Raw genomic sequence first — 25,564 nt, 5'->3', positions numbered from 1 at the left:
TAACATAATTGTTTGTCTGCGAACGTGGCGGAATGGTAGACGCGCTGTCTTCAGGTGGCAGTGAGCTCATGCTCGTGAGGGTTCAACTCCCTCCGTTCGCACTTTTGAAGTGTTGTTGCACACTCTTTGTCTCGCAGTTTGTATGTTGGTTGCCTTATCATACAGTCGCATGGCTCCTACGGATGTACCACTCCTGTGAGTTCCGCAAGCCCGTCATCCGGCTGACCGGACTTTTATGGCCGCAGTCGATGATTCGGCCCACGTGCCGCCGACGAGGACAGAGACCGGTCCCGGCACATATCCGGGCCCGGCCTTGATGAAATCGTCCAATTGAATGAGGCTGAAATCCAACTTCAGGAACCCTTATTGAGAAATTCCCTTTCGGGTAGGCGGCAATCAGAGGAGGGCGGTGATCATCTCCTTGATTTCGCCATCCTCGGCATTGTCCATGAAGTACTCCTTGAAGTGCTCACCTGCGATGGTCTCCTTCAGGAAGTCCTGGTCGATCTTCTCCAGGACTTCGGGCAGCGGACGGTAGACGACCTTCTTCACGTCACGCAGGATGCCCGCGTTGCGCTGCTCCGGAACGGCTCTCTCCTTGGGGTAGCCGCCACCCACAGGCTCTGCGAACAGACGCTCGAAGATCAGTTTGAGGTTCAACTCCGCCCCCCAGCCGAATCCCTTGGCAAAGGGGATGGAAAGAGCATTGCCCCCGTTGATCTGGCTGAACAGGTAGGCGTCAGTAGGCTCCACGGCCAAGCCGCAGACCACGCCGGGGAAGCTGTTCAGAGCCGTCATGGCCCCTTCACCGGTGCCGCAACCGCTGATGACGAAATCGGCGGCCCCGGAGTTGAGCAGAATGGAGGCCAGGAGCCCGTTCTGCACATAGGTCAGCTGGCTCTCCCCCTCCTTGCCATACATGCCGTAGTTGAAAGCCTGATAGCCTTTCTGGTCGCAGACCTCTTTCAGGGACTGGAAGATGATGCCGTTTTTCGAAGCCTGCGAGTTTTCGTTAATCAGGGCGACTTTCATGGTATTTGATACTCCTTGTCTGTTGACTGTTCTGAAACTGTCCGTTGGCCCAAATGCAGGCCTGGGACCGGAATGGGCGGAGAGAGCCGCTTACTGAGGCTGCTTGCCGATATATGCCAGAATGCCGCCGTCCACATACAGCACCTGCCCGTTGACAAAGTCCGAGGCGGACGAGGCGAGGAAAACGGCAGGCCCTTGCAGGTCGGCCGTGGTCCCCCACCGTGCAGCGGGGGTCTTGGCGATGATGAACTGGTCGAAGGGGTGGCGGGATCCATCCGGCTGGCGTTCACGCAGGGGGGCCGTCTGCGGAGTGGCGATGTAACCGGGCCCGATGGCGTTGCACTGGATGTTGGCCTCGCCGTACTCGGAGCAGATGTTCCGGGTCAGCATCTTCAGGCCTCCCTTGGCCGCAGCATAAGCGGAAACGGTTTCGCGGCCCAGCTCGCTCATCATGGAGCAGATGTTGATGATCTTGCCGTGTCCCTGCTTGATCATGCCCGGCAGGACCGCCTTGGAAACGATGAAGGGGCCGTTCAGGTCCACATCCACCACCTTGCGGAAGTCATCGGCACTCATCTCCAGCATGGGAATGCGCTTGATGATTCCGGCGTTGTTGACCAGGATGTCGATGGTGCCGACCTCACGGTCAATCTGCTCAACCAACCGGGTCACGGACTGCTCGTCGGTCACGTCGCAGACGTAGCCACGGGCGGGTATGCCCGCCTCCTTGTATGCGTCCATCCCCCTGTCTACCGCGGCCTGGTTCTCGGCGTTGAATACGATTGCGGCACCAGCTTCATGCATGGCCGAGGCGATGGCGAAGCCGATACCGTAGACGGCACCGGTAACCAGGGCCACCTTGCCCTTCAGGGAAAACTGCGACATGGAAAAATCAGTCATAATGACCTCCTTATCAGTGGCCGGAGCACCGATGGGGCTCCGACCGAAATTCAATTTCCTCGGGGACCATTTCGGCCCCCTCAACCTGCCTCCAGGGCTGACGACTGCGCGGTCTGGTCCAGATCAGAAGTCAGCGTACCGCTGAACCACGCGGCCTATGGCATCCCCCCTGGTCTCCTCGAAGACCACAGCGACCATGGGCCGATACTCCTTGACCAGATCAAGCACCGATTCCACATCCATGATCCCCTCCCCGTTGTCACAGGGCTGAACCTGTTCCCTTCCGGGAAGAATCCGATAGTCACGCACATGCACAGCCAGAATCCGATCCGCGAAGGCATCAAACCCGGCCCGGGCGTAATCAATCTGGTGCCGGTAGTTTGAGGCAGAAACCAGGGACGTGGGATCGAAGACCACACCCAGATATGGGGAATCGATCTCGTCCAGCAGATGCTTGGTGCGCTCCACCGAGTAAATGGGATGATTGATACCTGGCTCGATACCGACCATGGTTCCCATGCGCTCCCCGTAAGCGACCAGTCTGGCGATCGAATCCCGTGCCCGGGCGTAGGCCTCAGGGGTGAAGTTCTCCTCGGTACGGGTGGTCGGTTCCGGCAGGACCGAACCTGTCTCGCTGGCCACCAGAGGGGCGCCGAAGCTGTGGGCATGACGCAGATAGGCCTCGAACTGCCTGAGGAGGACCTCCCGCCTGGCAGGATCCGGATGAATCATATTGATATAACAACCCAGGACGGCCACGGATACGCTGTGCTCCTCCAAGACGCGACGGCAGTACTGACCCATGCCCGGATTGATCAGGTCGCCTCCGGCGATTCGAGGGAACTGCCTTGGAAGGGCCAACTGGACCGAATGAACACCGAACCCTTCCAGTCTGGTTCCAAGCGATGCAAAGCTATCCGCGCCCGGCACGTCATGGCCCCGTACCGCTATGTTAATCATGCCCTGCAACCTCCTCGCCCTTGACAGATACCGCTTTTACCGCTGATTGCATACTCAGCCTAACATCGCTCGGGCTTGCTCCCATATTTGTTTCAAGGCTTTGCCTTGCCCCACACCGAACTGGCCGGATAGGGTGAACGGGGCTGAGGTGAGACCGGTGAAAATCAGTCTCCTGCCCTCCACTGCATCGTCACCGTTCACGAAAGTGTAGCTCTCGCCAGGATCATAGGTCACAGGGGACCCGGTCGGCGCCCCGCCATATCGCAGGGTCAGGGCGACCGCCCCATCGACCGGTCCGGCACTTACCTCGACTCGGTCCGAACCGTTCACCAGCCAAGACCCGTCAGGACTTCTGTCCGCTCCGGAACCGATACGAAGGTCTTTGCCCGACAGACCCAAAAGACATGCATAGGAGGTGACCGGTCCATGGAAGTCAACCCGCAGGTCGAAACCGTCGGACCGTAAAGACAGCCTCAGATCGGATTCCAAGGTCATATCATCACGCCTCCGTCGATCGAAGGACATCCTGGCGAAGAACCGACCTTCGTCGGTCAGGGCGTACGAACCCTCCGGGCTCCGGAACTCGGGGTCCAGCGGCTGGTAATAGCCGCTTGTACGCCGATCATGCATGGTCCAGGTGGACTCGTGCTCCATTGCTTCCAGTTCCTGAGGACGCAGGGGGCCCAGATCGAAGAAGTTCGGGGATAACCTGAGGGCAGTCAACTGGATCAGAGGAGTGGTGAAGTCCATGATTGTCGAATTGTTGGCCAGCCCCGAAGCCACCCTCCCTGTTGTCGGGAAGTCTGAGCCGGCATATACGGAGGCGGTGGCCAGGGACCCGGGCCAGGAATCTCCTGAAAGCAAGACCCTGTCCATCCCGGTTTCCCTGTAGTGACGAACACGGACCGGACCGGCCTCCGGATCCTTCCGGGGACCTTCGGTGGCCCTGACCGGCAGGGGGCCGGCCAGTCGGGGGTCCACCAGGAGTTCGGCAAGGTGTCGGGTCGGGTCGGCCAGTTGCCGAGAGGAGAGGTCCAAAGCAAGGGAGACCACATCGGTATTGCCTTGGACCAGAGCAAGGAGCCGGGCCTGTGAGAGGAAGGGCTCCGGGTCGAAGGGCCTGTTCTGATCCTGCCGTCGTGACTGGATGGTCTCCATCAGCCCGTCGGGTCTCATCAGGGCGGCATCAGCCTCCAGGTTCGCTTCCACATAATCCAGGTAGCCGGAACGATTCAACCGCCGGGCCAGGGCTATCAGACATGGGTTTGACACATGGGCTGCGTAGTTGGGACTCCGTTCCGAATACAGGCCATCCGCCTGGATATCAATGCCTTCGGCGAGCCACTGCTCGGCCCTGGCCTTCAGATCGGTGTCCCCCAAGAAGAGATCAAGGCCAACCAGGGCACTGGCGATCTCCCACCGGTGGTTGGGAGTGTGGACCCCGCCGCGGACCATGGCCGGCGCCGTCTTGCGGGCAATGGAAAGGAGGGGTTCCCTCACCAGGGAGACAATCCTGTCCGGGCAGCCGCGCCGCTGCATAAGTTCCAGAGTCAGACACAGGTCGTTGATGGTGAAGGCGCTGTCCGGTGGGGAGACCAGATTGTCTCCGCCCGAAAAGAGACCACCTTCCAGTTGAAGGGAGACCAGGTGGTCCAGAAGACCGGACAGCACGGCAACCGTGGATTCGTCAGGCACGGTGCCCGCGGCAGCGGCCAAGGCCACAATCCCCTTGATCAGCTCCATGGTCGGTCTGTGAGTCATCCTCTCCAGGCTGGTCCGGTCCCGGTTGATCCGGTCCACCCTCCGGCGGATCAGGGCTCCGGACTGCTCGACAAGCCGATTACGATAGGAAGTATCCGACATCATTCACACCTTTCAGGTCGAGACTGGCCCGACCGCCAGCAATCAGCCCTTGAAAGCCGCATCCACATCCGAGCCGACGATGTACTTCTGGCAGAACATGAAGATCAGCACCAGAGGAATCATGGAGATGACCGATGCCGGCAGAAGGACGGACCAGTCGATCTTCTCAGCCCCAACCAGGGTGCGCAGGGCCACCTGCAGGGTGAACCGCTTGGAATCGTTCAGAATCAGCAGTGGCCAGATGTAATCGTTCCACCGCCACTGGAAGGAGAAGATGGCCAGGGTCACGATACAGGGCTTGGAGATGGGCAGCATGATCCTCAGGAAGATCTGCATCTCCGAACACCCATCCACCCGGGCCGCCTGCATCATCTCGTCCGGAACGGTCAGGAAATACTGGCGGAACATAAAAATCCCGGTAGCCGTGATGATCGAGGGGACGATGATACCGGCCAGGGAGTTGTAAAGACCTATGTCACGCACGACAATGAACGAGGGTGACATGATGACCTCGGTGGGAAGCATGGTGGTCAGAAGGATCCCGATGAAGAAGAGCCTGGTCCACCAGTAGTCGTACTTGGCGAGGGCATACCCGGTCATGGCGCTGACCATCACCGTAAGAACGGTGGTGATGATGGCCACCACGGCAGTGTTGCCGAAGTAACGGGCGAAATCAATCCTGCTCCATGCCTCGGCATATCCGGCTGTGGTCCACTTCCTAGGGAAAAAGCTCATAGGAACCGCGAACAGTTCATCTGCCCCCTTGAAGGAGGACAGAATCAGCCAGAAGACGGGGAAGGCGAAACAGATGACCAGGAACCAGAGCATGATCGTAGCCGGCCCATGGGCCTTGATCCTGGCCCAGACCGAGTTGGAGGACCTGACGGGTGCATCCTTGGCTTGACTGATGGCAGAACTCATATCAGCGGCCTCCGTTTCTCCTGTTGAGCCACATCTGAATCAGGGATACGATCACCAGGATCACCAGAAGCACCATCGAGGCCGCCGATGCGTAACCTATACGGGAGTTCGAGAATCCTGTCTCGTAGATGTACTGGACCACCAGCCTGTTGGAGGTGCCGGGACCACCGCCGTTCAGGGACTGGACCATTGCGAATTCCTTGATGCCGCCGATGGTGCCCAGCAGGACCACCATGAAAGTGGTCGGGGCAATCCCCGGCAGGGTGATGTGGACGAACCGCTGCCAGGCGTTGGCCCCATCCAACGAGGCCGCCTCGTAAAGGGACTGTTGGACGTTCTCCAGGGCCGTGATGAACAGGAGCATGTTGAAAGCCATCCCCGCCCAGACACCAGCCAGTACCAGGACCACGAAAGCCAGGTTGGAATCGGTGGCCCACCTGAGCGGGTGGCCACCGAACCCCTGAATGACCTGGTTGACGATGCCGAACCCCTCGCCGAACATCCACCTCCAGATCAGACCGGTGATGATGGGCGAGACCAACCAAGGAATGAAGAACAGGGTACGGGCCAGGGTCCGTCCGATCGCTTTCCGGTTGGTCACCAGAACCGCCGCCAGAAGGGAAAGGCAGACGTTGAGGGGTACCGAGCAGATGATGTACTCAAAGGTCCTCAGGAGGGAAGACCAGAAGTCATGGTCGGCCAAGAGGGCCGAATAGTTGGACAGGCCCACAATCTTGTACTTCGACAGGCCCTTGTAGTTGGTGAATGAGTAGAAAAAGCCGATAGCGGCGGGCCAGATGAAGAAGATGAGATACAGGACAATCGCTGGTGCGATCAGGATCAGCGGGGCCGCTATCTGTCTTTTCAGCCTATTGGGATGTTGCTCCTTCGGTCTTCCTTTGGTCTTGGCCATCGCAGTTCATCGCCTCCATATTGTTCGGTCATCGAACCCGGCCCGCCAACGGGGGCCCGGCCTGGTCCGACGACCTTCAATCGTTCCGCCTCGGCGGACCGGTTACTTTTCGACCTTGTAGTACTTGGTGAAGAGCTTGTTCATGTTCTTAATGGTCGCGTCAACGTCCTGTTCGCCGGACAGATACTTGACCGTTTCCTCCTTCATGGGGTCCTGGCTGGGCAGGACCGAGCCCTTCAGAGCCAGGTCCAGCTGAGTCATGACCTGGTGGGAGAGGACAGCCTGGTCGGACTTCTTGATTTCGTCCATGTACAGCTGCATATCCTCCTGATGGTTGGCATACTTCGGCGTGATTCCATTCAGGGCCGGGAGGTAGTTGCCCTGGACGCAGAAGGCCGTGTAGTTCTTCCTGGAGTAGAACCAGTCCAGGAACTTCTTGCCCGAACCACTCAGGGCCACCATGTAGTTGGTTCCCACGTTGGTGGCCCTGGTCGGGGAGGCCGGCATGATGACGCTCTTCCACTTGAAAGAGGTAATGGACTTGTTGAAGTCGGCAATCTGCCAATTGCCCGAATAGTAGGCCGCCACCTGTCCGGACTTGAACAGGGCAGAGGGGTCCTCGTTGGAGGCCCAGACGGACTTGGGCATGACCCTGTCGTCATCTATGCTCTTCAGGAACTCCAGTGCCGTCTTGGCCTTATCGTCCAGGGCCCAGGTCCCGTCCGACTTCTGCTGGACCCCCTTGGAGCCGAACTGGTATAGGAAGGAACGTTCACGGTGGCTTGAGGCATCCATCACCATGCCGTACTTGGCACCGGTGGCAGCCTGGACCTTCTTCACCGCATCGATGAACTCCTCCCAGGTCCAGGAACCGTTCGGGTCGGGGTAGGCGACACCGGCCTTGTCGAAGAGGGAGGTATTGAGGAAAAGCCCCACAGCTGTCATATCGGAGGCGATGGTCAGGATCTTCCCCTCGGGGTTCCTCTTGATCAGGTTCTTCATGGCGCCATGCTTTTCGGCTATCCCGGTCAGGTCTTCCAGCTGGTCGGTCCAGACCGGATTGACCTGAGGAACCCTTGCGACATCCGGCAGATCATTCGCCTTGGCCGCATTGGCGATCTTGGTGCTCAGATCGGCGTAAGGAACCTCCATGATGTTGACCTTGACCCCGGTGTCCTTGGTGTACTGCTTGGCTATGGTCTTGTAGGCATCGTTCTGGTCATCGGAAAATGTCAGGGTGATCTCCTTGGCGTCATCCCTGGACGCATCGCCTGAGCCGGAGCCGCCGCATGCCACCAGGGCAAAGGCAGAGACCAGAGCAAGGCCGGCGGCCGTGACCCGTTGCAGTTTCCTCGACATGGTTACCACTCCTTCGTGAATAGGGCCCCACTGCTATGTGAGGTATCAATCTGAGAATTACTATAGCATCCCAATTCGATGCCTCCGGCAGGAAGGGCGGAAATCCCTTACTTTCAAGTGTTATACCTGCGACACCGCCAAACCCATCGCAGGAGGACCCCCTCGTATATTCGTTCTGCGATTTCCTCCTCTTGTAACGGTTGACATGACCCGCAACTCTCTTTTAATATCATTCTGATAATAAATGTAGAAGTTTGGTGCCATAAACCCTGGAACCAGGTGGCAAGGTCCTACCATGAGAAAGAAAACCATCATCCAAAGCATGCAGGCCATCGCACACATGAGCCGACCCGACTGAAAGGAACCTGCATGACCTCACCCTCCCGTAACGGCACATCCGTCACCACCAACCGAGCCGCCATTTTGAACCTCCTCTGCCAGGAGGATGGCATATCGCGGACCCGGATTGCAGAAATAACGGGCATCCCCCTGCCGACCGTCCACCGTCTCTGCGCCCAGCTCAAGCAGGACGGGATGCTGCTGGAGACTCGCGAGAACAAGGAGGGGCCGGGTCGCCCCGTCCACCTACTCCACTTCAATGCACGTTTCCGGGCGGTGCTGTCCATCAACGTCAGAGGAACCGTCATCGACGGGGCCGTCATGAGTCTGAATGATCGGATCCTCCATGAGGAACACCTCCCATACAACCCCGATCCGGGGGTAGGGGGGGAGACCGAAAGCTACATCCGCCACATCATCTCCATGGTGGAGGGACTCCGCAGATGGGCCAACGACCAGGGTATACCCTGCAATGGCATCGGGGTCGGAGTGCCCGGAATCGTCCAGGAAAACGGACTGGTGACCGCTGCCAGCGAACTCAAATGGAATGAGGTCCCCCTACAGGCCATACTGAACACCGCCTTCGAAGACGATGTCCTGATCGAGAACAACGCCAACGCCTCCGCCTACGGGGAGTCCCTGGCTGGTGCCGGGGCCGGGAAGAACCCCGTCGTGGGGTACACGATGCGGCACTTCGGAGTGGGCGCGGGCATCATCATGGACGGCCGGATCCTGCGTGGGCACCATGGCATGGCCGGTGAGATGGGGTACACCCTGACCGGCCGTGAATCCCTGAGCAGGTACTACACCTACGGAGGCGACCTGGAGTGGCGAATATCCCGAATCAGTGCTTTGGAAGGAAAGGCCGGCAGCGAAGAGAGGGAGTACCTGTATGATCTCATTGCCCTGTCCATCAGCAACATATGTCTGGTGGTAGACCCCGAAATCATCGTCATGGATATCCACAGTCCTCTGCCCGTCGAGGAACTTCTGCAGGGAGTAAACAAACGTCTGGTCGGGCGCATACCCCATCTGCCGGGCATCGTCACCACCGAGCTGGGGCATCGCGCTTCGGTGATCGGAATCGGCGAGCTAATCGGACAGAGGGTCCGCAGTAAGGTCTTCCATGATTGAAAGCGGGTCAACGCCACCGAAGCGTACCGAAGAGTCGGCACCCCCCCGGGTCCCCGCCGGAGCTACCATCTTGGGGGTCGATGTGGGCGGCACCAAGACCCGTATCGACCTGGTCGGCCGAAACGGGCATCATTCCCGCCTTATCCCCTCCCAAGCCTGGCGGAAGGAGGCCGACACGGTCAGGTCGGCCGACATGATAAGTCTGGCGGACCAGATTCGCGGCTTTCTGTCGGACTGCGATGGCGTACCCGATACAGACCAAGGAACAACTGCCCTCTGTCTGGGTCTGCATGGGGCCGACTCCCCCAGACAACTCAGCCTGGCGGACAGAACCCTCGGTGCCAACCTGCCCGGCTGGCGTCTCAGGGTGGTCAACGACGCGGAGCTGCTGGGACCCGCAGCAGGCATCGACCGGGCCCTGAACCTGGTGGTGGGGACCGGAACCGTGGCAGTGGGCAGGTCCGCAGGCGACTCCCTCCTTCGGGCCGATGGGTACGGCTACGGCTGGTTGCTCAGCGATTTCGGCAGTGCACCTGCCCTTGTGCGCGAGGCCGTCAGGGAGATCATCCGGTACAGCACCGTCCATGGCGAGCAGGCCGCCATGGAGGACCCCTTCACCCAGGACCTGCTGACCCGACTGGAGGCCCATGACCTGTACCAGCTGACTGTGGCTTTCGGCTCCCTGGCCGGTGAAAAGGCGTGGGGTGACATGGCCCCCCTCTTTTTCTCCTCCCTGAAGTCCGGTTCAGCCATCGCCGACCGGACCCTCGACCAGGCCGTAGAGCGTCTCGGACAGTCCATATCCTCGATCGTCTCCAGGGGAGCCCAGGGTGATCAAGTGGTGGCGGCCGGGGGAGTCATCACCCACCAACCGGTTATGGCCGAACGTTTGTCCAATCTCCTGGACGAGTGCAGCCCCAGGCCGCTCCATCTGTGCCTTCTGAAGAACCCACCGGCTCTGGGGGCTCTTCGAATGGCCAGGGACCTTTTATTCGACGGGGCCTGACCCAGTCCGGGCGAGGCCGAATCCTGCGAATTATGATATATGCCATACAGGCCAATCAAAGAGGAAGGCATCATGAGTCAGAATCCATCGACCCCACTGGAATATGCCGAGGCGGCAGTCGACACCATGCGACGTCGATTCCCGGTGGCACGTGACCTACCGCCCACGCAGCATTTCCATTATCATCAGGGCGTGTTCCTGTCCGGCGTCTACCAGACCTACCTTTTGAACAGGAACGAGGAGTACCTACAGTACGTCAAGGACTGGGTAGATTCCAACATAGGCCCGCGGGGTGAAGTGTTGAACCACGACCAGATCTGCCTGGACGACATCCAGCCGGGCATACTCCTGTTCCCTCTCCTGGAACTGACCGACGACCCACGCTATAGGAACGCGCTGGACCAGTTGGCAGGAGAACTGCGCTTCTTCCCGAAGAACGACGAGGGCGGCTTCTGGCACAAGCAACGAGTGGCCGGCCAGATGTGGCTGGACGGGCTCTACATGGGTGGTCCCTTCATGACCGGATACGGAACCCGCTTCAACGATCCGGACCTAGTAAACAACGCCATCGGTCAGGCACTCCTCATGCAGGAGAAGACCCGGGTGCCGGAGGTCGGCCTCTGGCGACATGCCTACGACCCCTCCCACAAGGCCGACTGGGCCGACCCGGAGACCGGGCTCTCACCGGAATTCTGGGGCAGGTCAGTGGGATGGGTACCCGTGGCCATACTGGACGAGCTTGATGCCATTGACCGGGATCATCCGGCTCGCCCAGCTTTGGTGGACCTGGTCAGAAACCTCCTGACAGCGGTCTGCAACTACCAGGGACCCGATGGACGCTGGTGGCAGGTCCTGGACAAGGTCGGCCAGAAGGGCAACTGGCCCGAGAACTCCTGCACCTGCCTCTTTGTGACCGCCCTGGCCAGGGCGGTCAGGACCCGCATCTTGGACAAGACCTACCTCGAAGCCGCCAGAAAGGGCTATCAGGGGGTGATCCGTAGCCTGACCTGGAAAGGAGATGATCTGGAGGTTGGGCAGGTCTGCATCGGCACCGGTGTGGGCGATTACCGCCACTATTGCGAGCGCCCCACCAGCACTAATGACTTGCATGGCGTCGGGGCCTTCCTGCTCATGTGCACCCGAATGCAGCAGGTTCTGCCCGTGACAGGTCAATGAAAGATAATGCCCGAGCTTGTCCGGCCCGATAAATTCATAGGTGAGGAATACACAGCCAGACCGGACAGACCCAGGCCGAGCGCCCCCGGGCGCCGACCAGCACAGGACCCAGGGAGGATCCATGGAAAAGACATCGTCGTCACCGTTGGAATACGCGCAGGCAGCTATCGACACTCTTCGAAGGAGGTATCCAGATCCTGCAGCCCTGCCGCCCATCCAGCATTTCCATTATCATCAGGGAGTTCTTCTGTCCGGGGTGCACCAGACCTTCCTGCTCAACAAGGATGAATCCTATCTGGACTACATCCGGACATGGGTCGAGTCCAACATGGACGAAGAGGGCCATGTGCTCAACCACGACCCGGTCAGCCTGGATGACATTCAGCCGGGCATCCTCCTCTTCCCTCTCTATGACCACTTCGGAGACCCCCGTTACAAGACCGGCCTGGACCAACTGGCCGGCGAGCTTGAGAACTACCCGAAGAACGATGAGGGCGGACTCTGGCACAATGACGGGGCACCGCGGCAGATGTGGCTGGACGGACTCTACATGGGCGGCCCCATCATGGTGGAATACGGAACCCGTTTCGGACAGCCGGACCTGGTCAACGAAGCAGTCACCCAGGCCCTCCTTATGCAGGAGAAGACCCGCATACCCGAGACCGGACTCTGGAGACACGCCTATGACCCCGACCGGACGGAACCCTGGGCCGACCCTGTGACCGGTCTCTCCCCCGAATACTGGGGACGGTCCGTCGGATGGGTGCCCATGGCGGTGACGAATGAGTTGGAACTGCTTCCCGATGACCACCCGGGCCGTGAAGACCTGCGGAAGCTGGTCCGTGATCTCCTGACCGCCGTCTGCCGACATCAAGGGCCAGACGGACGCTGGTGGCAGGTCCTGGACAAGGTCGGCCAGGAGGGCAACTGGCCCGAGAACTCCTGCACCTGCCTTTTCGTGGCCTCCATCTGCAAGGCCGTCGACCAGGGCATCCTGGACGAGACCTACCTGGAGGCGGCGCGCAAGGGGTATGGGGGAGTCATCAAGAGCCTCACCCGGCAGGGTGATGACCTCCTCATCGGCGACATCTGCGTTGGTACGGGCCCCGGCAGTTATGAGGAATACTGCCAGCGCCCCACCAGCATCAATGACATGCACGGGCTCGGGGCATTGCTGTTCATGTGTGCAGAAATGGAAGGCGTCCGGGGCTAGCAACATGCTCGCTCAGGAACATCTAGTCATCCAGGGAGGGGACGGTTGCCGAATCCAGGGCTTCCGGCTCCTCTTTCTGTATATCCTCCGTGTCTTCCTCGATGTCCTGATCGTCGAATACCTTGCGACCGTTGTAGAGGTCCAGGTCCAGTTCGTTTTCGGTCCTTGCCACGATGACGGCCGTGTTGGCGGCCCCGGCCACGTTGACCAGGGTACGGCCCATGTCGACCAGTTGGGAGATGGGCTGCATGATGGCGATGAAGGGAACCGGCAGACCCGCCGCCGTGAAGAGGGAGGTGGCGGTGATCGTGGCCGTGCCGGGTACGCCCACGGTCCCCACCGAAACCACCAGGGCGAAGACGATCAGGAGTGCGAAGCGCAGGAAGGAGTATGACCCTCCCTGGGCATTGATTGCGAAGACCGCCAGGAGGACGGGCCAGAGACCGGCGCATCCGGGCATGCCCAGGTTGGCTCCCAGACTGGCCACGAAGGAGGCCGTCTCCTCGGGAACGCCGGCGGAGCGCAACTGGCGAACCGTGACCGGGATGGTGCCGATGCTGCTCTCGGAGGTGAAGGCCACCACTCCCGCCGGCCAGAGGGAACGGAAGAAGGGCAGGGGGTTGATCCGGCCGACCAGGGCCAGGATCAGGGGCTGGGCCAGGAAGAGTTGTATGGCCAGACCCAGGTAGGCCACCAGGAGAACACTCAGGAGGGGCAGGAGACTCTTCGGGCTGCTGCGACCGATGGCGGCCGCAATCAGGGAGAGGACGGCGTAGGGGGTGAAGCCGACGACGATCTGGGTGGCCTTGGAGAGGACCACGTTGCCGGCCTCGACGAAGGCCTTGAAGGGTGCCACACTCTGCTCGCCGCGCGGGGTGGTGGCCGCCTTGTTCAAGGCGACCGCCAGGAGGATGGCGAAGATCACGACCGGGATGACCTGGTTGTGGGCCCAGTTGTCGGCCAGATTCGAGGGGAAGAGCCCGACCAGGGTATCGACCACGCCAGGCACCGCGTGGGGCTTGACCCCCGTGGGCAGGGCCTGGTCAAACCCCTTGCCCACCTGGAAGAGCAACCCCAGGACCAGGGCGATCACAGCGGCCGTGAAGGTGTTGACCAGAAGAAGGACGACGGTTCTCAGGCTGATGTTCCCCAGTCTGCCGGACCCGCCAATCCGACCGATGCCGGCGATGATGCTGAAGAGAAGGAGGGGCACCACAATGGCCGATATGGCCTTGGACCATACGCTACCGAAGGCCCCCACGTAGGTGGTATGGCCTGAGAAGCCCACCCCCACCAGGATCCCCGACACCGTTGCTATGATGACCCGCCAACTGAAGTTGACCCTGGTTTTCCTGCTCAGCAGGGCCAGCCCCGCAAAAAGGACGACGACCACTATCAGGGCCGCCCAATCCCAACTCGTCTCCGACATCGCGCCTCCTCCTCAACCTCTCCGTCCAGGGGCCGATCGACCCAAGGTCAGGGTTCAATCTAGCAGGGAAAGAGCGGGAAGTCACCGGTTTCCGTTGGAACGGATATATCGGTTGCTTATGGATCGCTATTGTGGCGCTATTGTGGGCCGATTTCGCCCACCAGCCGCGTCACCGACGACGGCCTACCACTAGGAACCAAATGGCTCATGAACGGTTCGAGGACTGTTCAGGAACGGACCAGACGGGCGATGGCCTCGGAGGCCTCCTCCATCTTCTCGTCGGCCTCCTCACCACCCTTGGCGGCGGCCTGGCGAACGCAGTGGTTCATGTGGTCGTCCAGCAGGGTGAGGGCCACCGACTTCAGAGCGCTGGTGGAGGCGGCGATCTGGGTGAGGATGTCGATGCAGTAGGTATCGGATTCGACCATCTGCTCGATGGCCCTGACCTGACCCTCGACACGCCGGAGTCGTGTGATGGTCCTCTTCTTGTCGCTGGCATATCCGGGCAATGTCCACTCCATTTCTGGTCGGCCCACGGCCTGTAAGGCGGGAACCGGGGGTTGGCCCGGGCCCCATCCGGCCCCTCCGAGGGGACGAATTCATGAAGCCATTGGTTGAAATCCACTTCCAGTATACCCCCCGGGGGTATGATGGAAACAAACCATTCCGAAAGGGTGATTCCATGAGCAGCATCCTGGTCCTCATCGCGGCCCTGGCCATCACAGCCGGCATCATCTGGTACTTCTTCGCGCCCAAGGAAGCCACCCGGGCCAAGGAGGAGGACGGAATCCAGACAGTCCGGATCACGGTCAAGGGCGGATACAGCCCCCAGTTGATCCAGGTCCGGGCCGGAAGTCCGGTCAGGCTGGTCTTCGACCGGCAGGAAAGCGGGGAGTGCTCCTCCCACGTGGTCTTCAACGATTTCAACATCGACAAGACCCTGCCCGCCTTCCAGACCTCGACCATCCAGCTGACCCCACCCAAGGCCGGGGACTACCCCTTCGCCTGCGGAATGAACATGCTCCACGGGATGCTCCGGGCGACCGATGGCCCGGAGACCTCCGGTGCCGGGAACACCGGCCAGGCCAAGGAGACCCAGGCAGAACCCGGGCAGGGGCAAACCAGCCGGTCGCAATCCGACCAGACCCTGACCATGCAACCACGAAACGAGCGAGGGACCGGCCCGAACAAGGGCGGCAGCGATCAGGATGAGGCGGACCAGGAGCGCACAGCCGAGATTCGTGATCTGACACGGCGGTTCATCGTGGCCCTGGTCTTCACCCTCCCGGTCTTCATCCCGGCCATGTTCGGCATGTTCATCCCCATGCCCCACATCCTGATGAACCCCTGGGTCCAGCTGATCCTGATCCTGCCCGTCATGTTCTATTCGGGATGGCCCATCCACCGCACCGGATGGCTGGCCCTGGCACACCGGACCCCCGAGATGAACTCCCTGGTGGCCCTGGGCACGGCCACGGCCTTCCTTTACTCCCTGGTGGTCACCGTGGCCCCCAACCTCCTCCCCGAGGGCAGCCGTGAGCCTTACTACGAGGCCGTGGGCACCATCATCACCCTGATGATCCTTGGACAGATCCTGGAGGCGCGCGCCCGGCGCGGCACCGGAGATGCCATCCGCGCCCTGATCGGGTTGAGACCCAAGACCGCCACCGTACTCAGGACGGACCAGGACGGCAGGGAGACCACCCAGGAAATCGCCGTCGACGATGTGGTCGTCGGGGACCTCATCCAGGTTCACCCGGGCGAAAAGCTGCCGGTGGACGGCCAGGTCATCTCGGGTTCCTCCTCGGTGGACGAGTCCATGGTGACCGGCGAACCCATGCCGGTCCTCAAGCAGGAGGGCGACTCTTTGGTCGGTGCCACGGTCAACGGAACGGGTTCCCTGCGCTACAGGGCCACCCAGGTCGGACAGGACACGGTCCTGGCCCAGATCATCCGCCTGGTCAAGACGGCCCAGACCTCCAAGGCCCCCATTCAGAAACTGGCAGACCGGATATCGTCCATCTTCATCCCCGGGGTCATCCTGGTGGCCATCTGGACCTTTGTGGCCTGGTGGATCTTCGGCCCCATGCCCCGGGGGGTCTATGGCATCGTGGCGGCGGTGTCCGTCCTGGTCATCGCCTGCCCCTGCGCCCTGGGCCTGGCGACCCCCCTCTCCGTGACGATAGGAACCGGACGCGGGGCCCGGGCCGGCGTACTCTACCGGTCCGCGGAGGCCCTCCAGGGGGCGCATGACGTCGACACCGTCGTTCTCGACAAGACCGGCACCATCACCCAGGGCAGGCCCGAACTGGCCGATGCCATGACCGTATCGGGATTGGACCGGAACCTCTTGATCAGGGCGGCCGCGAGCGCCGAAAGCGATTCCGAACACCCCCTGGCCCAGGCCATCGTCCAAGCCGCCCAGGACCGGAACCTGGAGCTGGTCCCGACGACCGGCTTCGACTCGGCGACCGGCGCGGGCATCGATGCGACCTTCCCCTCAGGCTCCTTCCGGGTGCAGAAACCGGCAGGCGGGGAAACCCAGCGGGGCGGGCAACATGTTCTGGTCGGCAACCGCAGACTCCTCGAAAGCAGGGGGATCGACCTGTCGGACCAGGAGTCCGGCCGGTCTGGCGCGGAATCCCTCCTGGGCACCGCCCGGGGATGGGAGGACCAGGGCCGCACGACCATCTTCGTGGCCATCGATGGCGGACCGGCCGGGGTCCTGGCCGTGACCGACCAGGTCAAGCCCGGTTCCAAGCAGGCCATCCATGACCTGAACGAGCGCAGGATCGAGACGATCATGCTGACCGGCGACAACCAGGGCACCGCCGAACAGGTGGGGGGCCAGGTGGGGGTCACCCGTGTGGTGGCGCAGATCCATCCCGAGGACAAGGCGAGCATCGTCAGGGCCCTCCAGGCCCAGGGGCACAAGGTGGCCATGATCGGTGACGGCATCAACGACGCCCCGGCCCTGGCCCAGGCCGACCTGGGCATGGCCATCGGCACCGGCACGGACGTGGCCATCGAGTCGGCCGACGTGACCCTGGTCTCGGGCGACCTGAACGCGGCGGTCAAGGCCATCGACCTCTCCGCGGCCACCATGCGCAACATCCACCAGAACCTCTGGTTCGCATTCGGGTACAACGGCCTGGGCATCCCCATCGCCGCCGGACTCCTCTACCCCTTCATCGGTCTCCTCCTCAATCCGATGATCGCCGGGGCTGCCATGGCCTTCTCCTCCCTGTCGGTGGTCCTCAACGCCAACCGGCTCCGTCACACCCCGCTCAGGGCCAGGCCGGTCAAGGACCCCAAACCCATCGACATGGACGCCCTGACCGCGGGCACCGGCACTTCCAACCATCAAGAACACAACCAAGGGAAAGGACAGAAGATGGGACTCTTCCATCATCACGACAAGCAGCAGGACCAGGCAGCCAAGGTGACCGACCCGGTCTGCGGAATGAGCATCGATCCGACCACGGCCGCAGCCAAGCGCGACTACCATGGCAAGACCTACTACTTCTGCTCGCAGAACTGCGTCGACACCTTCGACAAGGACCCGGAGCAGGTCCTGAACAAGTGAGCGGACCAAGATAGTCGAATCAGGGTCCAGCACACCTGCAACCAGGGTCCGCCCGCCCCTGAGACCTCCGTTGTTGGGTTTCGGGGGCGGGCGGACCCTGTTCGACCCGGGCCAGGGCAGGCTACCGCCGTATGGCGGACTACCCCTCCCTATCCAGCTGATAGGGCTCCTCCAGGAAGGTGAAGACGCGCTCCAGGTAGGGACCAAGAACCGCATTGGGCATCTGGTACAGCTCATGCATGCTGTTGGGGACCTTGACCAGATCGGCCTGGCAACCCCCATCGCGCACCTGGGCCACGAACCGGTCCTGGGGCGCAGACAGGACGAACCTGTCGTTCTGGGCCTGGAAGACCAGGACGGGAGACTCCACCCGGCTGCACTGGCCGGGCCGCAGGATGGCCCGACTCAGTTCCATGCTCTCCCTGACCCACCCGAAGGTGGCGGCGCTGGTCTGAAAGCGGACCTGGTCACGCCGTTGCCGCTGGGACCAAGCCACCCTTGCCCGGCTGCCATGGGGGTAGTTGTCCATGTTCACCTCCGGCCGGAAAGGGCCGAACCCGGGTGCCATCCTTTTCCCCTGCCCCAGCAGGCAGGCTCCGTCGACGGTGGTCCAGGCCACCAGGGGCATGAACCCGGTCCGGGGGGCGATCATCGGCGAGGAGAGGACGGCCTTGTCGATCAGGGTGGTGAAACGCTCCAGGAGCCGGGCCCCCACCCCGCCGCCCATGGAGTGGGCATAGAGGGCCAGGGGCCGGTCACCGGCATAGGACTGGCCCACCTGGAAGCAGAAGGACGCCAGGTCGGCCACATAGCGTTGCCAGTGGTCCACCCAGACCAGGCTCGGGTCGGACACTCCCCGTCCGGAGAACCCATGACCCCAGTGCTCAAGGATGCAGACCGAATAACCCTGCATGAGAAAGTACCAGGTCATCTCCTGGTACTTGTCTGCGAATTCCGAGAACCCGAAGGAGATGACCACGGCCCCCCGACAACAGGCCTGGCAGGGCTCGGACGCCTTGTCCTGGAACTCGGTGCGGTCATAGCAGACATAATGGAGAAGGTCATTGGAATCGAAACGCTCCCTATCGGCATCATCCACCAGGACACCACCCTTGCCTCGGGCTCCGTGTGAGGTCATCCACCCCTCATGACGGCAGACGGCCAGATCGGGCAGGACGATGTCCTGCATGATCTGGTCGTACCGTTCCTCGTCAATCAGCTCAACGGTCATGACTCAACCCTATATCAGCTTGTCCGGTACGGAAGGGGCCACGTCCATGGGCGGAAAACATCGCCCGGGCGGGGTGCATCACCTTGTCCATGAAAAGTCCCCTCACATGAGTTTGGTGCTTTCCAGGTTCCGGACGATCCAGTCGTTGAAACGAATCACCGGCTTACGCAGGAGGAGGCCCAGCAGGAGGGAGGGGACCAGGAAGAGGGCCAGGGCACCCATCTCCCTCCAGAATTCCATCCCGTAGATGCCGGCCACGGCCGACTGCATGGCCCCGATGGCGTGGACGAAGGGGAGGAAGGGGTAGACCCCTTGGAAGAAACCTGGCAGGGTCTCCATGGGGAAGGTGCCGCCCGAGCCCGCCACCTGCATGACCAGAAGGACGACGGCGATGGCCTTGCCGATGTCGCCGAAGGAGACCACCAGGGTGTAGATCAGGTTCATGAAGACAAAGGAGGCGAAGACCGCCACGACGATGAACATCAGCGGATGCACACACTGGACCTTCAGGTAGAAGAGGTCACCCAGACCGATGAGGCACCCCTGGAGGATGGCCATGAGGGCAAAGACCATGAACCTGCCGAAGTACTCCTGGTAGAGCTTGAGACCGAAACGGCGGGCGTTGCCCGGGGACTCGGGGCGGAACCTTCCCCATGGATGGGGGTCGTCGGGGCCGCCCTGGTCGGCGTCCGCCCGGCCCCAGGCGGCCTGGAGGGAACCCAGGCGGAGGATGGAGGCCTTCTTCCTGTCGGAGATGGCCACCTTCATCATGGCGGCGAGAATCGTGGCACCCACCCAGATGGAGAGGATGGTATAGAAGGGCGTCATGGCCGACCCGTAGTTCATGACCGGGAAGACGGCGTGCCGGTTGATACCGACCGGGGAGGCGAGGAGGGTGGCCAGGGTGTCGGAATCACCGGCCAGGAGGGACTTGACGCTCTTGATGTCCTGGCCCTGGTAGGCCTCGGTCAGGTGTCCACTCAGGTCGGTCAGCTTCTTCGAGGCCTGGTCGAGCCGCTGGGAGATGCTCCCCAGCTGATCCTTGGTGTGGCTGATGTCGTCGGCCATGGAACCGGTCAGGCCCGGGGCCCCCCTGATGGTGCCGTCCAGGCCGGTCAGGAGCCGGTCGGTCGAGGCGACCACGGCATCGACCGACCCGGCCAGGTCGTCCAGACGCGGCTTCAGGTCACTCTTGTACTGGTCGCGCACCTGATCAACGGAGGTACGGGCCTGGTTGATCATATCCTTCAGGTCCTGATGGAGGCCATCCAGCTTGTCGTTGCCATCCTTGGCCGCCTGGGAGGCCTGGCTGATGTGGTCGGCCAGGTCGCGCTGGGCGGCCTGGGCGGTGCGCATGTTGGCTTGGGCCTGGTCGATGGCGTCCAGGAGGGCCTGTCGCTGGGCGGGCGTCAGGCTGGTGTCCGACTGGACGGAGGAGCGCAGGGCGTCCAGGCCGGCGATCATCTGGTCGTAGTTGGCGGCCGAGGCGTTGATCCGGCTGCTCAGGTCATCCAGCTGCTTGCTGACCGCATCACTCTGGTTCCCCACCTGGGTAAAGGCGACATCTACCTTGGAGGAGATGGTGTCGTAGGCCCCCGAGGCCTGGTCCAGGGCCGTGTTGACCGCATCGGCCGAACCGGAGAGGGACTTGCCCAGGTCCTTGGCCCCCTTGGCACCGCGGTTCAGGGACTCCCTGGTCTTGGAAAGGGTGGAGTCGGACTCTCCCAGGATCTTCCCGGTGGAGTCGATCATCTGCCCGGAGGAATCCAGGAGTCCCGCGTAGGCGTTCACCTGCTTCGAGGTGGTGGTCAGTCTCTCCGATATCTGAGTGATATGGCCGGTGGCCCTGTCCAGGTAGTCCTGGACCTGGGGACTCTGGGAGTAGGTGAATACCTGGCTGGCCAGATCGATCCCCACCTGACCCACGGTCTTGGCGAAGGTCTTGTCTATGGTCGTGGCCACAGTGTCGGCCCCCTGCTCGGTGACGTGGGGGGCGATGGCGTTCTTCTTTTCATTCAGGTAGTACTCGAGCTTGGCATGCTTCATGTCGGGCGAGAAGAGGGTCATCATGTCCGCGCTGAAATCCTTGGGAATGACTATGGCGGCATAGTATTCGCCGGAGCGCACCCCGTCCAAGGCCTGGTCGCGGTTGACGAACTTCCAGTCCAGCTGGTCGTTGGCCCGCAGGGTGCTGGTGACCGTCTCCCCCACGTTGATCCTGACCGGGATCAGGTCGGACTTGAACCCTTTGTCGGTGTTGGCCACGGCCACCTTGATGGCCGTGGTGTTCTTGTAGGGATCCCAACTGGCGGCTATGTTGAACCAGGCATAGAGGGCCGGAACGATGATCAGCCCCATCAGGACGATGATGGCGATGACGTTGCTGGTGGCATCGGTCAGATCCTTGCGGAAGATCCTCCAGATGTTCTTCATCGACGCTCACCACCCTCGGAACCCTCGGTCCGGTCGACCGCATCCCGCGATGCCGCCCAGGCGGTATCGCCCTCGTTCTCATCATCATGGTCCGTCTCGGTATGGTCACGCCCCGGGGCGGATTCGCGGACGGCCGCGGTCAGCCTGGTCACGGCTGGGGGACCCGGATGTCGCACCCGTCCCGAGGGCAGGATCAGGGAACGGAAGTCCTCGTCGGGCCGCTCGGCTATGCCCAACTGCTGGACATAGCTGTCGCAGATGTATTCCACCACGATCAGGTAGGTGTCAATCAGGACGATGGAGGCGATGCAGGCGATCAGCATGACGATCTTGGCCTCGGTGCTGAAGAGGAGAATCAGGAAGAGGACCGGCAGGAGGACCAGGGCCAGACCCGCCCGGATCAGGGAGGGGTAGAGGGCCAGGAAGCGATGCGCCCGCCGTCGCAGGATGGCATGGTAGTCCCCCTCGCCGCCGAGGAAGGCCCGGACCAGACCGCCCAGGTTCAGACTGCGGCTGGCCGAGTGGTTCTGTTCGGTCAGCATCAGGTCGGTGGCACCCAGGCGCCGATCGAAGAGGGCATTCAGGTTGAGGAGGTACCGTCGCACCCCCAGGCCTATCAGCAGTGCCGCCGGCAGGTACCAGAAGACATGGAGCATATCCTGCCAGTAATGGGAGCCGTACATGCCGCCGATGGTCTCGCGCATGGCGTTGATCCCGTAGGTGAAGGGGAGCCAGGGGTTCAGGTTCCTGAAGAAGTCGGGCATCATCTCGATCGGGTACATGCCCGAGGAACCTGGAATCTGCAGGATGACCAGGACCACGGCCAGGGCCTTGCCGATATGCCGGAAGGAGGCGGCCAGGGCGTAGATGATGTTGATGTAGACGAAGGAGGCAAAAACCCCGGCCAGGACGAACAGGAAGGGCTGCTGGCACTGGATGCCCAGCGCCAGATCGCCCACCGTCGCAATCAGGGCCTGGAAGAAGCCCACGAAGACCAGGAGGAGCCAGCGACCCAGGTAGGCCTGGGTGGCGTTGCACTTGCCGATGCCCTCCTTGTCGACCTCCAGCTTGTAGATGGCGATCAGGATGAAGCCACCCACCCAAAGGGCCAGGTTGGTATAGAAGGGAGCCACCGAGGACCCGTAGTTGCTGACCGGATAGACCGTGTGGGTCGCCAGTTCCACCGGGGATGCCATGGCCTTGCCGAAGGATTCGGGGCTCAGACCCAGGGTCTGGGATATCCGATTCCAGGCGGCCGAGGACCCCAGGGCGGCCACGTCGGTGCGGACCCCGTCCAGGTCGGACCTGACCGAGATCAGGGAGGTCTTGGTCGTGGCCAGGGTGGACTGGGCCTGACCGATGGTGGCATCAAGTTGGTCCAGCAGGGTGGCGGTCTGGGCGGCCGTGGTCGACAGGCTGGTCAGGGCGCCCTGGAGGGACCCGTTGGAAGCATTAAGGTTATCCAGCCCTGTCAGGAGATTGGGCATGGTGGAGCCTGTCAGTCCCTGACTGGCCGTGGTCAGGGCCGCGATGCCCGTGCTGCCGGTGGCGGTCATGGCCGAGCTCAGGTCCGAGGTGGCCTGCTTGCCCGATTTCAGGGCAACCGATGAATTCTTCTTGAAGGCGTCCAGGGAGGTCTTCTGCTGCCTGTTGGTGGTCTCCAGACTGGTGATCTGCTGCTGGATGGTGTCATAGGCTGGGTCTCCCGGGCGCAGGCCGGAATGGTTCAGCCCGGATTGGAGCCCGTCTATAGCCCTCCCGTTGGCGTCAACCAGCTGCCCCAGGCTGGAGTCGACCCTATCCACCCTGTCCTGGGTGGCGTTCAGGCCCGAGGTGATCCCACCGGCCACCGTATTCACATCGGTTATACCCTTGGACAGGTGGGTGGTTCCATCTGCCAGGGCCTGGTTCAGGGCGGTCGAGAATCTCAGACTGTCGTCCCGGGTCTGGGTCATGGTGCCCTGGGACTTGCCCAGGGTGGACTGGGCGGAGGAGATCTGGTCCTGGAGGTTCTTGATGTTCTGCTTGGAGTCCGTTACGGTCTGCCGGGCCTGCCCCATGGTGGAGTCGATCCGGTCCAGCTGGTCGGTCATTTGGTCGATCTGGTCCATGGTCTGACCCAGGTCGACCACCACCTGGCTCCGGGTCTGATTGGCCGCCTCCTTGGCGTCACCAGCGGTCTCCAGGACCTTCCCGGCCAGGACGTCGCTGACAGCGGAGACGAAGACCGCGTTGATCTCCTGGTCAATCGTGGAGGCACCGGTATCGGTCACCTTGGGGGCGATGGCGTTTTTCTTTTCGTTGACGTAGTAGCTCAGGGCCGGCTTGCTCCCGGTCCCCTCGACGATGCCCACCAGGTCGGAGCTGAACCGTTCGGGAATGATGATGGCCGCGTAACACCGGCCCGAATGGACCTCGTCGATGGCCGTCTTGTCGTCGTCCATGAACTTCCATCCCAGGCTCTTGTTGGACCGCAGCTCCTGGATGACCGACCGCCCGGCGTTGAGTCTGCCGGTCTGGGGCGACTGGGTGCCCCGGTCCATGCTGACCACGGCCACGGGAAGATTCTTGGTGTTGCTGTATGGGTCCCAGAGGGCCATGATGTTGAACCAGGCATACAGGGAGGGAAGAACGGCCACACCTATCGTGACCACCAGGGCCACGGGGTTGCGCAATATCCGCCAGAGGTCACGCCTGAAGATGGCCAGTATGGTCCTCACCGCCAGGAACCTCCTTTTCACTCATCCGAACCGGATCCAGCCGGGCCCTTCCTGACGATATGGTATGCCCGCCAGTGGAATTCACCCGGCCCGAGTATAGCTACCCTTCCTTACCGTCCAATCGGGTCAGCTCTTCGTGAATCCTCTGAGGAATCCCACCGCTATCCTTGATTCTCGATGCTAGCTGACCGCCAGGCTGGCGGGGCGGTTTAAACATGAGATAATTGTTTTTCAATGCATGCAGTAGAAATTGCTTCAAACCGCTCGACCACACCGTCATGGGGACTACGAGTTTTTCAGAAGGAATGCATGAAACCGGCTGAGCTCTCACGCCGGAGTAGGATTTCGGCGTCCACAATCAAGTATCACCTTCGCGAGGGGATGCCGCAACCGGGAAGGAAGGTGAGGGCTCGACTCAGCGAATACGACGAATCCCATCTGAGAAAATCGCACCTGATCGATGCCCTGATACACATCGTCGGACCGTCGATCAGCCAGGTCAAACGATTCCGGCGGCCGTGGATGACCCGGATACGAGCCTGGGCGACGTCCTGACCAGGGCTACTGTGGTCCTTCCTTCCTGCGGCGACAGGGTCATGCGGTACTCGGAGAACGAGAAGAAGGCCAGCAAGGACGAGGAGGGCGAGGCCGCCCGGGAGGAGCGTCCGAAGGAAATCAGGAAGGACCGGAAGCGATCGGGTTCGACGACCTGCCGGACCCCACTACGTTCACCACTGGAGGATGCCATCGATGCCACCCGCAATGCCGGCATGCCCTGGGGCAGGGATGAACTTCCCGTTTCGCCGACCAGGCACGTCAGATCGCCAGGGTCGGCTCTCCCCGGTGCCCTGGCCCAACCAGAAGGACGCCATCACGGTCTCGGTCCCGGGCATGGTCATGACCGAACCGATGCTGATGGGGCTGCATGGTCTGGCCCATCAGCAGCTGCCCAAGGACCTCCCGCCCGAACTGTCCCGAAACACCCCATACCAGGCCCAGAAGCTGAACGCACGTCGGTCCCTATGAGGAAGGATCGAAGCATGAAGCCAACCCATGCCCTGATCGTCCACTGCCACCCTTGGGATGGCAGTCCCACATTGCCATCCTCCGGTCCGTGATTCGTTCCCTGGATACTGATGGCATCGTCTATGACCTCATGGACCTCACATGGATAGGTTCAACCCCGTCTACGACGCTGTGGAGCTTTCGCTCTACCACGCCGGAGGAACCAAGGATCCCCTGGTCACCAAGTACCCGGGGTTGCTCGGAACCTGCGATGTGTTGATTCCCGTTACGCCGGTCTGGTGAAATGAGATCCCGCGTATGCTGAAGGGCTTCTTCGACAAGGT

At 61.7% G+C, this 25,564-nt stretch carries 21 protein-coding genes and 1 tRNA gene; 9 read left to right on the top strand and 13 right to left on the bottom strand.

The window, feature by feature from the left end:
• The first annotated feature begins 18 nt into the window (after nucleotides 1-18).
• Nucleotides 19-101: transfer RNA gene (locus Q0K62_RS03110), tRNA-Leu, on the top strand.
• Between the two features lie 295 nt (nucleotides 102-396).
• Here Q0K62_RS03110 and Q0K62_RS03105 read toward each other — a convergent pair.
• From Q0K62_RS03105 to Q0K62_RS03075, 7 genes are all read right to left on the bottom strand, one after another.
• Complete coding sequence (locus tag Q0K62_RS03105) at nucleotides 397-1,032, bottom strand: RpiB/LacA/LacB family sugar-phosphate isomerase (RefSeq protein ID WP_297316523.1); 636 nt, start codon at nucleotides 1,030-1,032, stop codon at nucleotides 397-399.
• A gap of 90 nt (nucleotides 1,033-1,122) precedes the next feature.
• Complete coding sequence (locus Q0K62_RS03100; RefSeq protein ID WP_297316522.1) at nucleotides 1,123-1,932, bottom strand: gluconate 5-dehydrogenase; 810 nt, start codon at nucleotides 1,930-1,932, stop codon at nucleotides 1,123-1,125.
• A gap of 123 nt (nucleotides 1,933-2,055) precedes the next feature.
• Entirely contained in the window at nucleotides 2,056-2,892 is an 837-nt protein-coding gene (locus Q0K62_RS03095) for a sugar phosphate isomerase/epimerase family protein (protein ID WP_297316521.1), read from the bottom strand.
• Nucleotides 2,893-2,946: 54 nt separating this feature from the next.
• The gene (locus Q0K62_RS03090; RefSeq protein WP_297316520.1) at nucleotides 2,947-4,758 is read right to left on the bottom strand and encodes a hypothetical protein; all 1,812 of its coding nucleotides are present in this window, start codon (nucleotides 4,756-4,758) and stop codon (nucleotides 2,947-2,949) included.
• Between the two features lie 39 nt (nucleotides 4,759-4,797).
• Nucleotides 4,798-5,676, bottom strand: coding sequence for a carbohydrate ABC transporter permease (locus tag Q0K62_RS03085; RefSeq protein ID WP_297316519.1), 879 nt, complete (start codon nucleotides 5,674-5,676; stop codon nucleotides 4,798-4,800).
• Between the two features lies 1 nt (nucleotide 5,677).
• A complete protein-coding gene (locus Q0K62_RS03080) occupies nucleotides 5,678-6,589 on the bottom strand; it encodes a sugar ABC transporter permease (protein ID WP_297316518.1) in 912 nt (303 codons plus the stop codon).
• A gap of 102 nt (nucleotides 6,590-6,691) precedes the next feature.
• Nucleotides 6,692-7,948, bottom strand: a complete 1,257-nt coding sequence (locus tag Q0K62_RS03075) for an extracellular solute-binding protein (RefSeq protein WP_297316517.1) — start codon at nucleotides 7,946-7,948, stop codon at nucleotides 6,692-6,694.
• Between the two features lie 369 nt (nucleotides 7,949-8,317).
• Between Q0K62_RS03075 and Q0K62_RS03070 the strand changes: the two genes are divergently transcribed.
• From Q0K62_RS03070 to Q0K62_RS03055, 4 genes are all read left to right on the top strand, one after another.
• Nucleotides 8,318-9,421, top strand: a complete 1,104-nt coding sequence (locus tag Q0K62_RS03070) for an ROK family transcriptional regulator (RefSeq protein WP_297316516.1) — start codon at nucleotides 8,318-8,320, stop codon at nucleotides 9,419-9,421.
• On the top strand, nucleotides 9,414-10,427 hold the full coding sequence (locus Q0K62_RS03065; RefSeq protein ID WP_297316515.1) for a sugar kinase: 1,014 nt from the start codon (nucleotides 9,414-9,416) through the stop codon (nucleotides 10,425-10,427). Before Q0K62_RS03070 ends, Q0K62_RS03065 begins: the two co-directional genes overlap by 8 nt.
• Before the next feature lie 72 nt (nucleotides 10,428-10,499).
• Complete coding sequence (locus tag Q0K62_RS03060; protein WP_297316514.1) at nucleotides 10,500-11,603, top strand: glycoside hydrolase family 88 protein; 1,104 nt, start codon at nucleotides 10,500-10,502, stop codon at nucleotides 11,601-11,603.
• A gap of 121 nt (nucleotides 11,604-11,724) precedes the next feature.
• Entirely contained in the window at nucleotides 11,725-12,816 is a 1,092-nt protein-coding gene (locus Q0K62_RS03055) for a glycoside hydrolase family 88 protein (RefSeq protein WP_297316513.1), read from the top strand.
• 22 nt (nucleotides 12,817-12,838) lie between these two features.
• Here the strand turns inward: Q0K62_RS03055 and Q0K62_RS03050 are convergent, their stop codons facing one another.
• Entirely contained in the window at nucleotides 12,839-14,245 is a 1,407-nt protein-coding gene (locus tag Q0K62_RS03050; protein ID WP_297316512.1) for a dicarboxylate/amino acid:cation symporter, read from the bottom strand.
• Nucleotides 14,246-14,472: 227 nt separating this feature from the next.
• The gene (locus Q0K62_RS03045; RefSeq protein WP_297316511.1) at nucleotides 14,473-14,754 is read right to left on the bottom strand and encodes a metal-sensitive transcriptional regulator; all 282 of its coding nucleotides are present in this window, start codon (nucleotides 14,752-14,754) and stop codon (nucleotides 14,473-14,475) included.
• Nucleotides 14,755-14,927: 173 nt separating this feature from the next.
• Here Q0K62_RS03045 and Q0K62_RS03040 point away from each other — a divergent pair, with 173 nt between their 5' ends.
• Nucleotides 14,928-17,831, top strand: a complete 2,904-nt coding sequence (locus Q0K62_RS03040) for a heavy metal translocating P-type ATPase (protein WP_297316510.1) — start codon at nucleotides 14,928-14,930, stop codon at nucleotides 17,829-17,831.
• Nucleotides 17,832-17,970: 139 nt separating this feature from the next.
• Here the strand turns inward: Q0K62_RS03040 and Q0K62_RS03035 are convergent, their stop codons facing one another.
• The 3 genes from Q0K62_RS03035 to Q0K62_RS03025 form a co-directional block, all read right to left on the bottom strand.
• Nucleotides 17,971-19,062, bottom strand: a complete 1,092-nt coding sequence (locus Q0K62_RS03035) for an alpha/beta fold hydrolase (protein ID WP_297316509.1) — start codon at nucleotides 19,060-19,062, stop codon at nucleotides 17,971-17,973.
• A gap of 102 nt (nucleotides 19,063-19,164) precedes the next feature.
• A complete protein-coding gene (locus tag Q0K62_RS03030) occupies nucleotides 19,165-21,495 on the bottom strand; it encodes a YhgE/Pip domain-containing protein (RefSeq protein WP_297316508.1) in 2,331 nt (776 codons plus the stop codon).
• On the bottom strand, nucleotides 21,492-24,215 hold the full coding sequence (locus tag Q0K62_RS03025) for a YhgE/Pip domain-containing protein (protein WP_297316507.1): 2,724 nt from the start codon (nucleotides 24,213-24,215) through the stop codon (nucleotides 21,492-21,494). Before Q0K62_RS03025 ends, Q0K62_RS03030 begins: the two co-directional genes overlap by 4 nt.
• A gap of 234 nt (nucleotides 24,216-24,449) precedes the next feature.
• Between Q0K62_RS03025 and Q0K62_RS07985 the strand changes: the two genes are divergently transcribed.
• A complete protein-coding gene (locus Q0K62_RS07985) occupies nucleotides 24,450-24,770 on the top strand; it encodes a MerR family transcriptional regulator (RefSeq protein WP_366515882.1) in 321 nt (106 codons plus the stop codon).
• Here Q0K62_RS07985 and Q0K62_RS03020 read toward each other — a convergent pair.
• The gene (locus tag Q0K62_RS03020; protein WP_297316506.1) at nucleotides 24,715-24,963 is read right to left on the bottom strand and encodes a hypothetical protein; all 249 of its coding nucleotides are present in this window, start codon (nucleotides 24,961-24,963) and stop codon (nucleotides 24,715-24,717) included. The two genes, Q0K62_RS07985 and Q0K62_RS03020, sit on opposite strands and share 56 nt — an antisense overlap.
• A 38-nt stretch (nucleotides 24,964-25,001) precedes the next feature.
• Here Q0K62_RS03020 and Q0K62_RS03015 point away from each other — a divergent pair, with 38 nt between their 5' ends.
• Nucleotides 25,002-25,241, top strand: a complete 240-nt coding sequence (locus tag Q0K62_RS03015; protein ID WP_297316505.1) for a hypothetical protein — start codon at nucleotides 25,002-25,004, stop codon at nucleotides 25,239-25,241.
• A gap of 141 nt (nucleotides 25,242-25,382) precedes the next feature.
• The gene (locus tag Q0K62_RS03010; RefSeq protein WP_297316504.1) at nucleotides 25,383-25,523 is read left to right on the top strand and encodes a hypothetical protein; all 141 of its coding nucleotides are present in this window, start codon (nucleotides 25,383-25,385) and stop codon (nucleotides 25,521-25,523) included.
• Nucleotides 25,524-25,564: the final 41 nt, after the last annotated feature.

The sequence above is a fragment of the uncultured Bifidobacterium sp. genome, assembly GCF_945269915.1.
GTDB classification, from domain to species: domain Bacteria; phylum Actinomycetota; class Actinomycetes; order Actinomycetales; family Bifidobacteriaceae; genus Bombiscardovia; species Bombiscardovia indica.
This window is presented reverse-complemented; position numbering and strand designations above follow the sequence as displayed.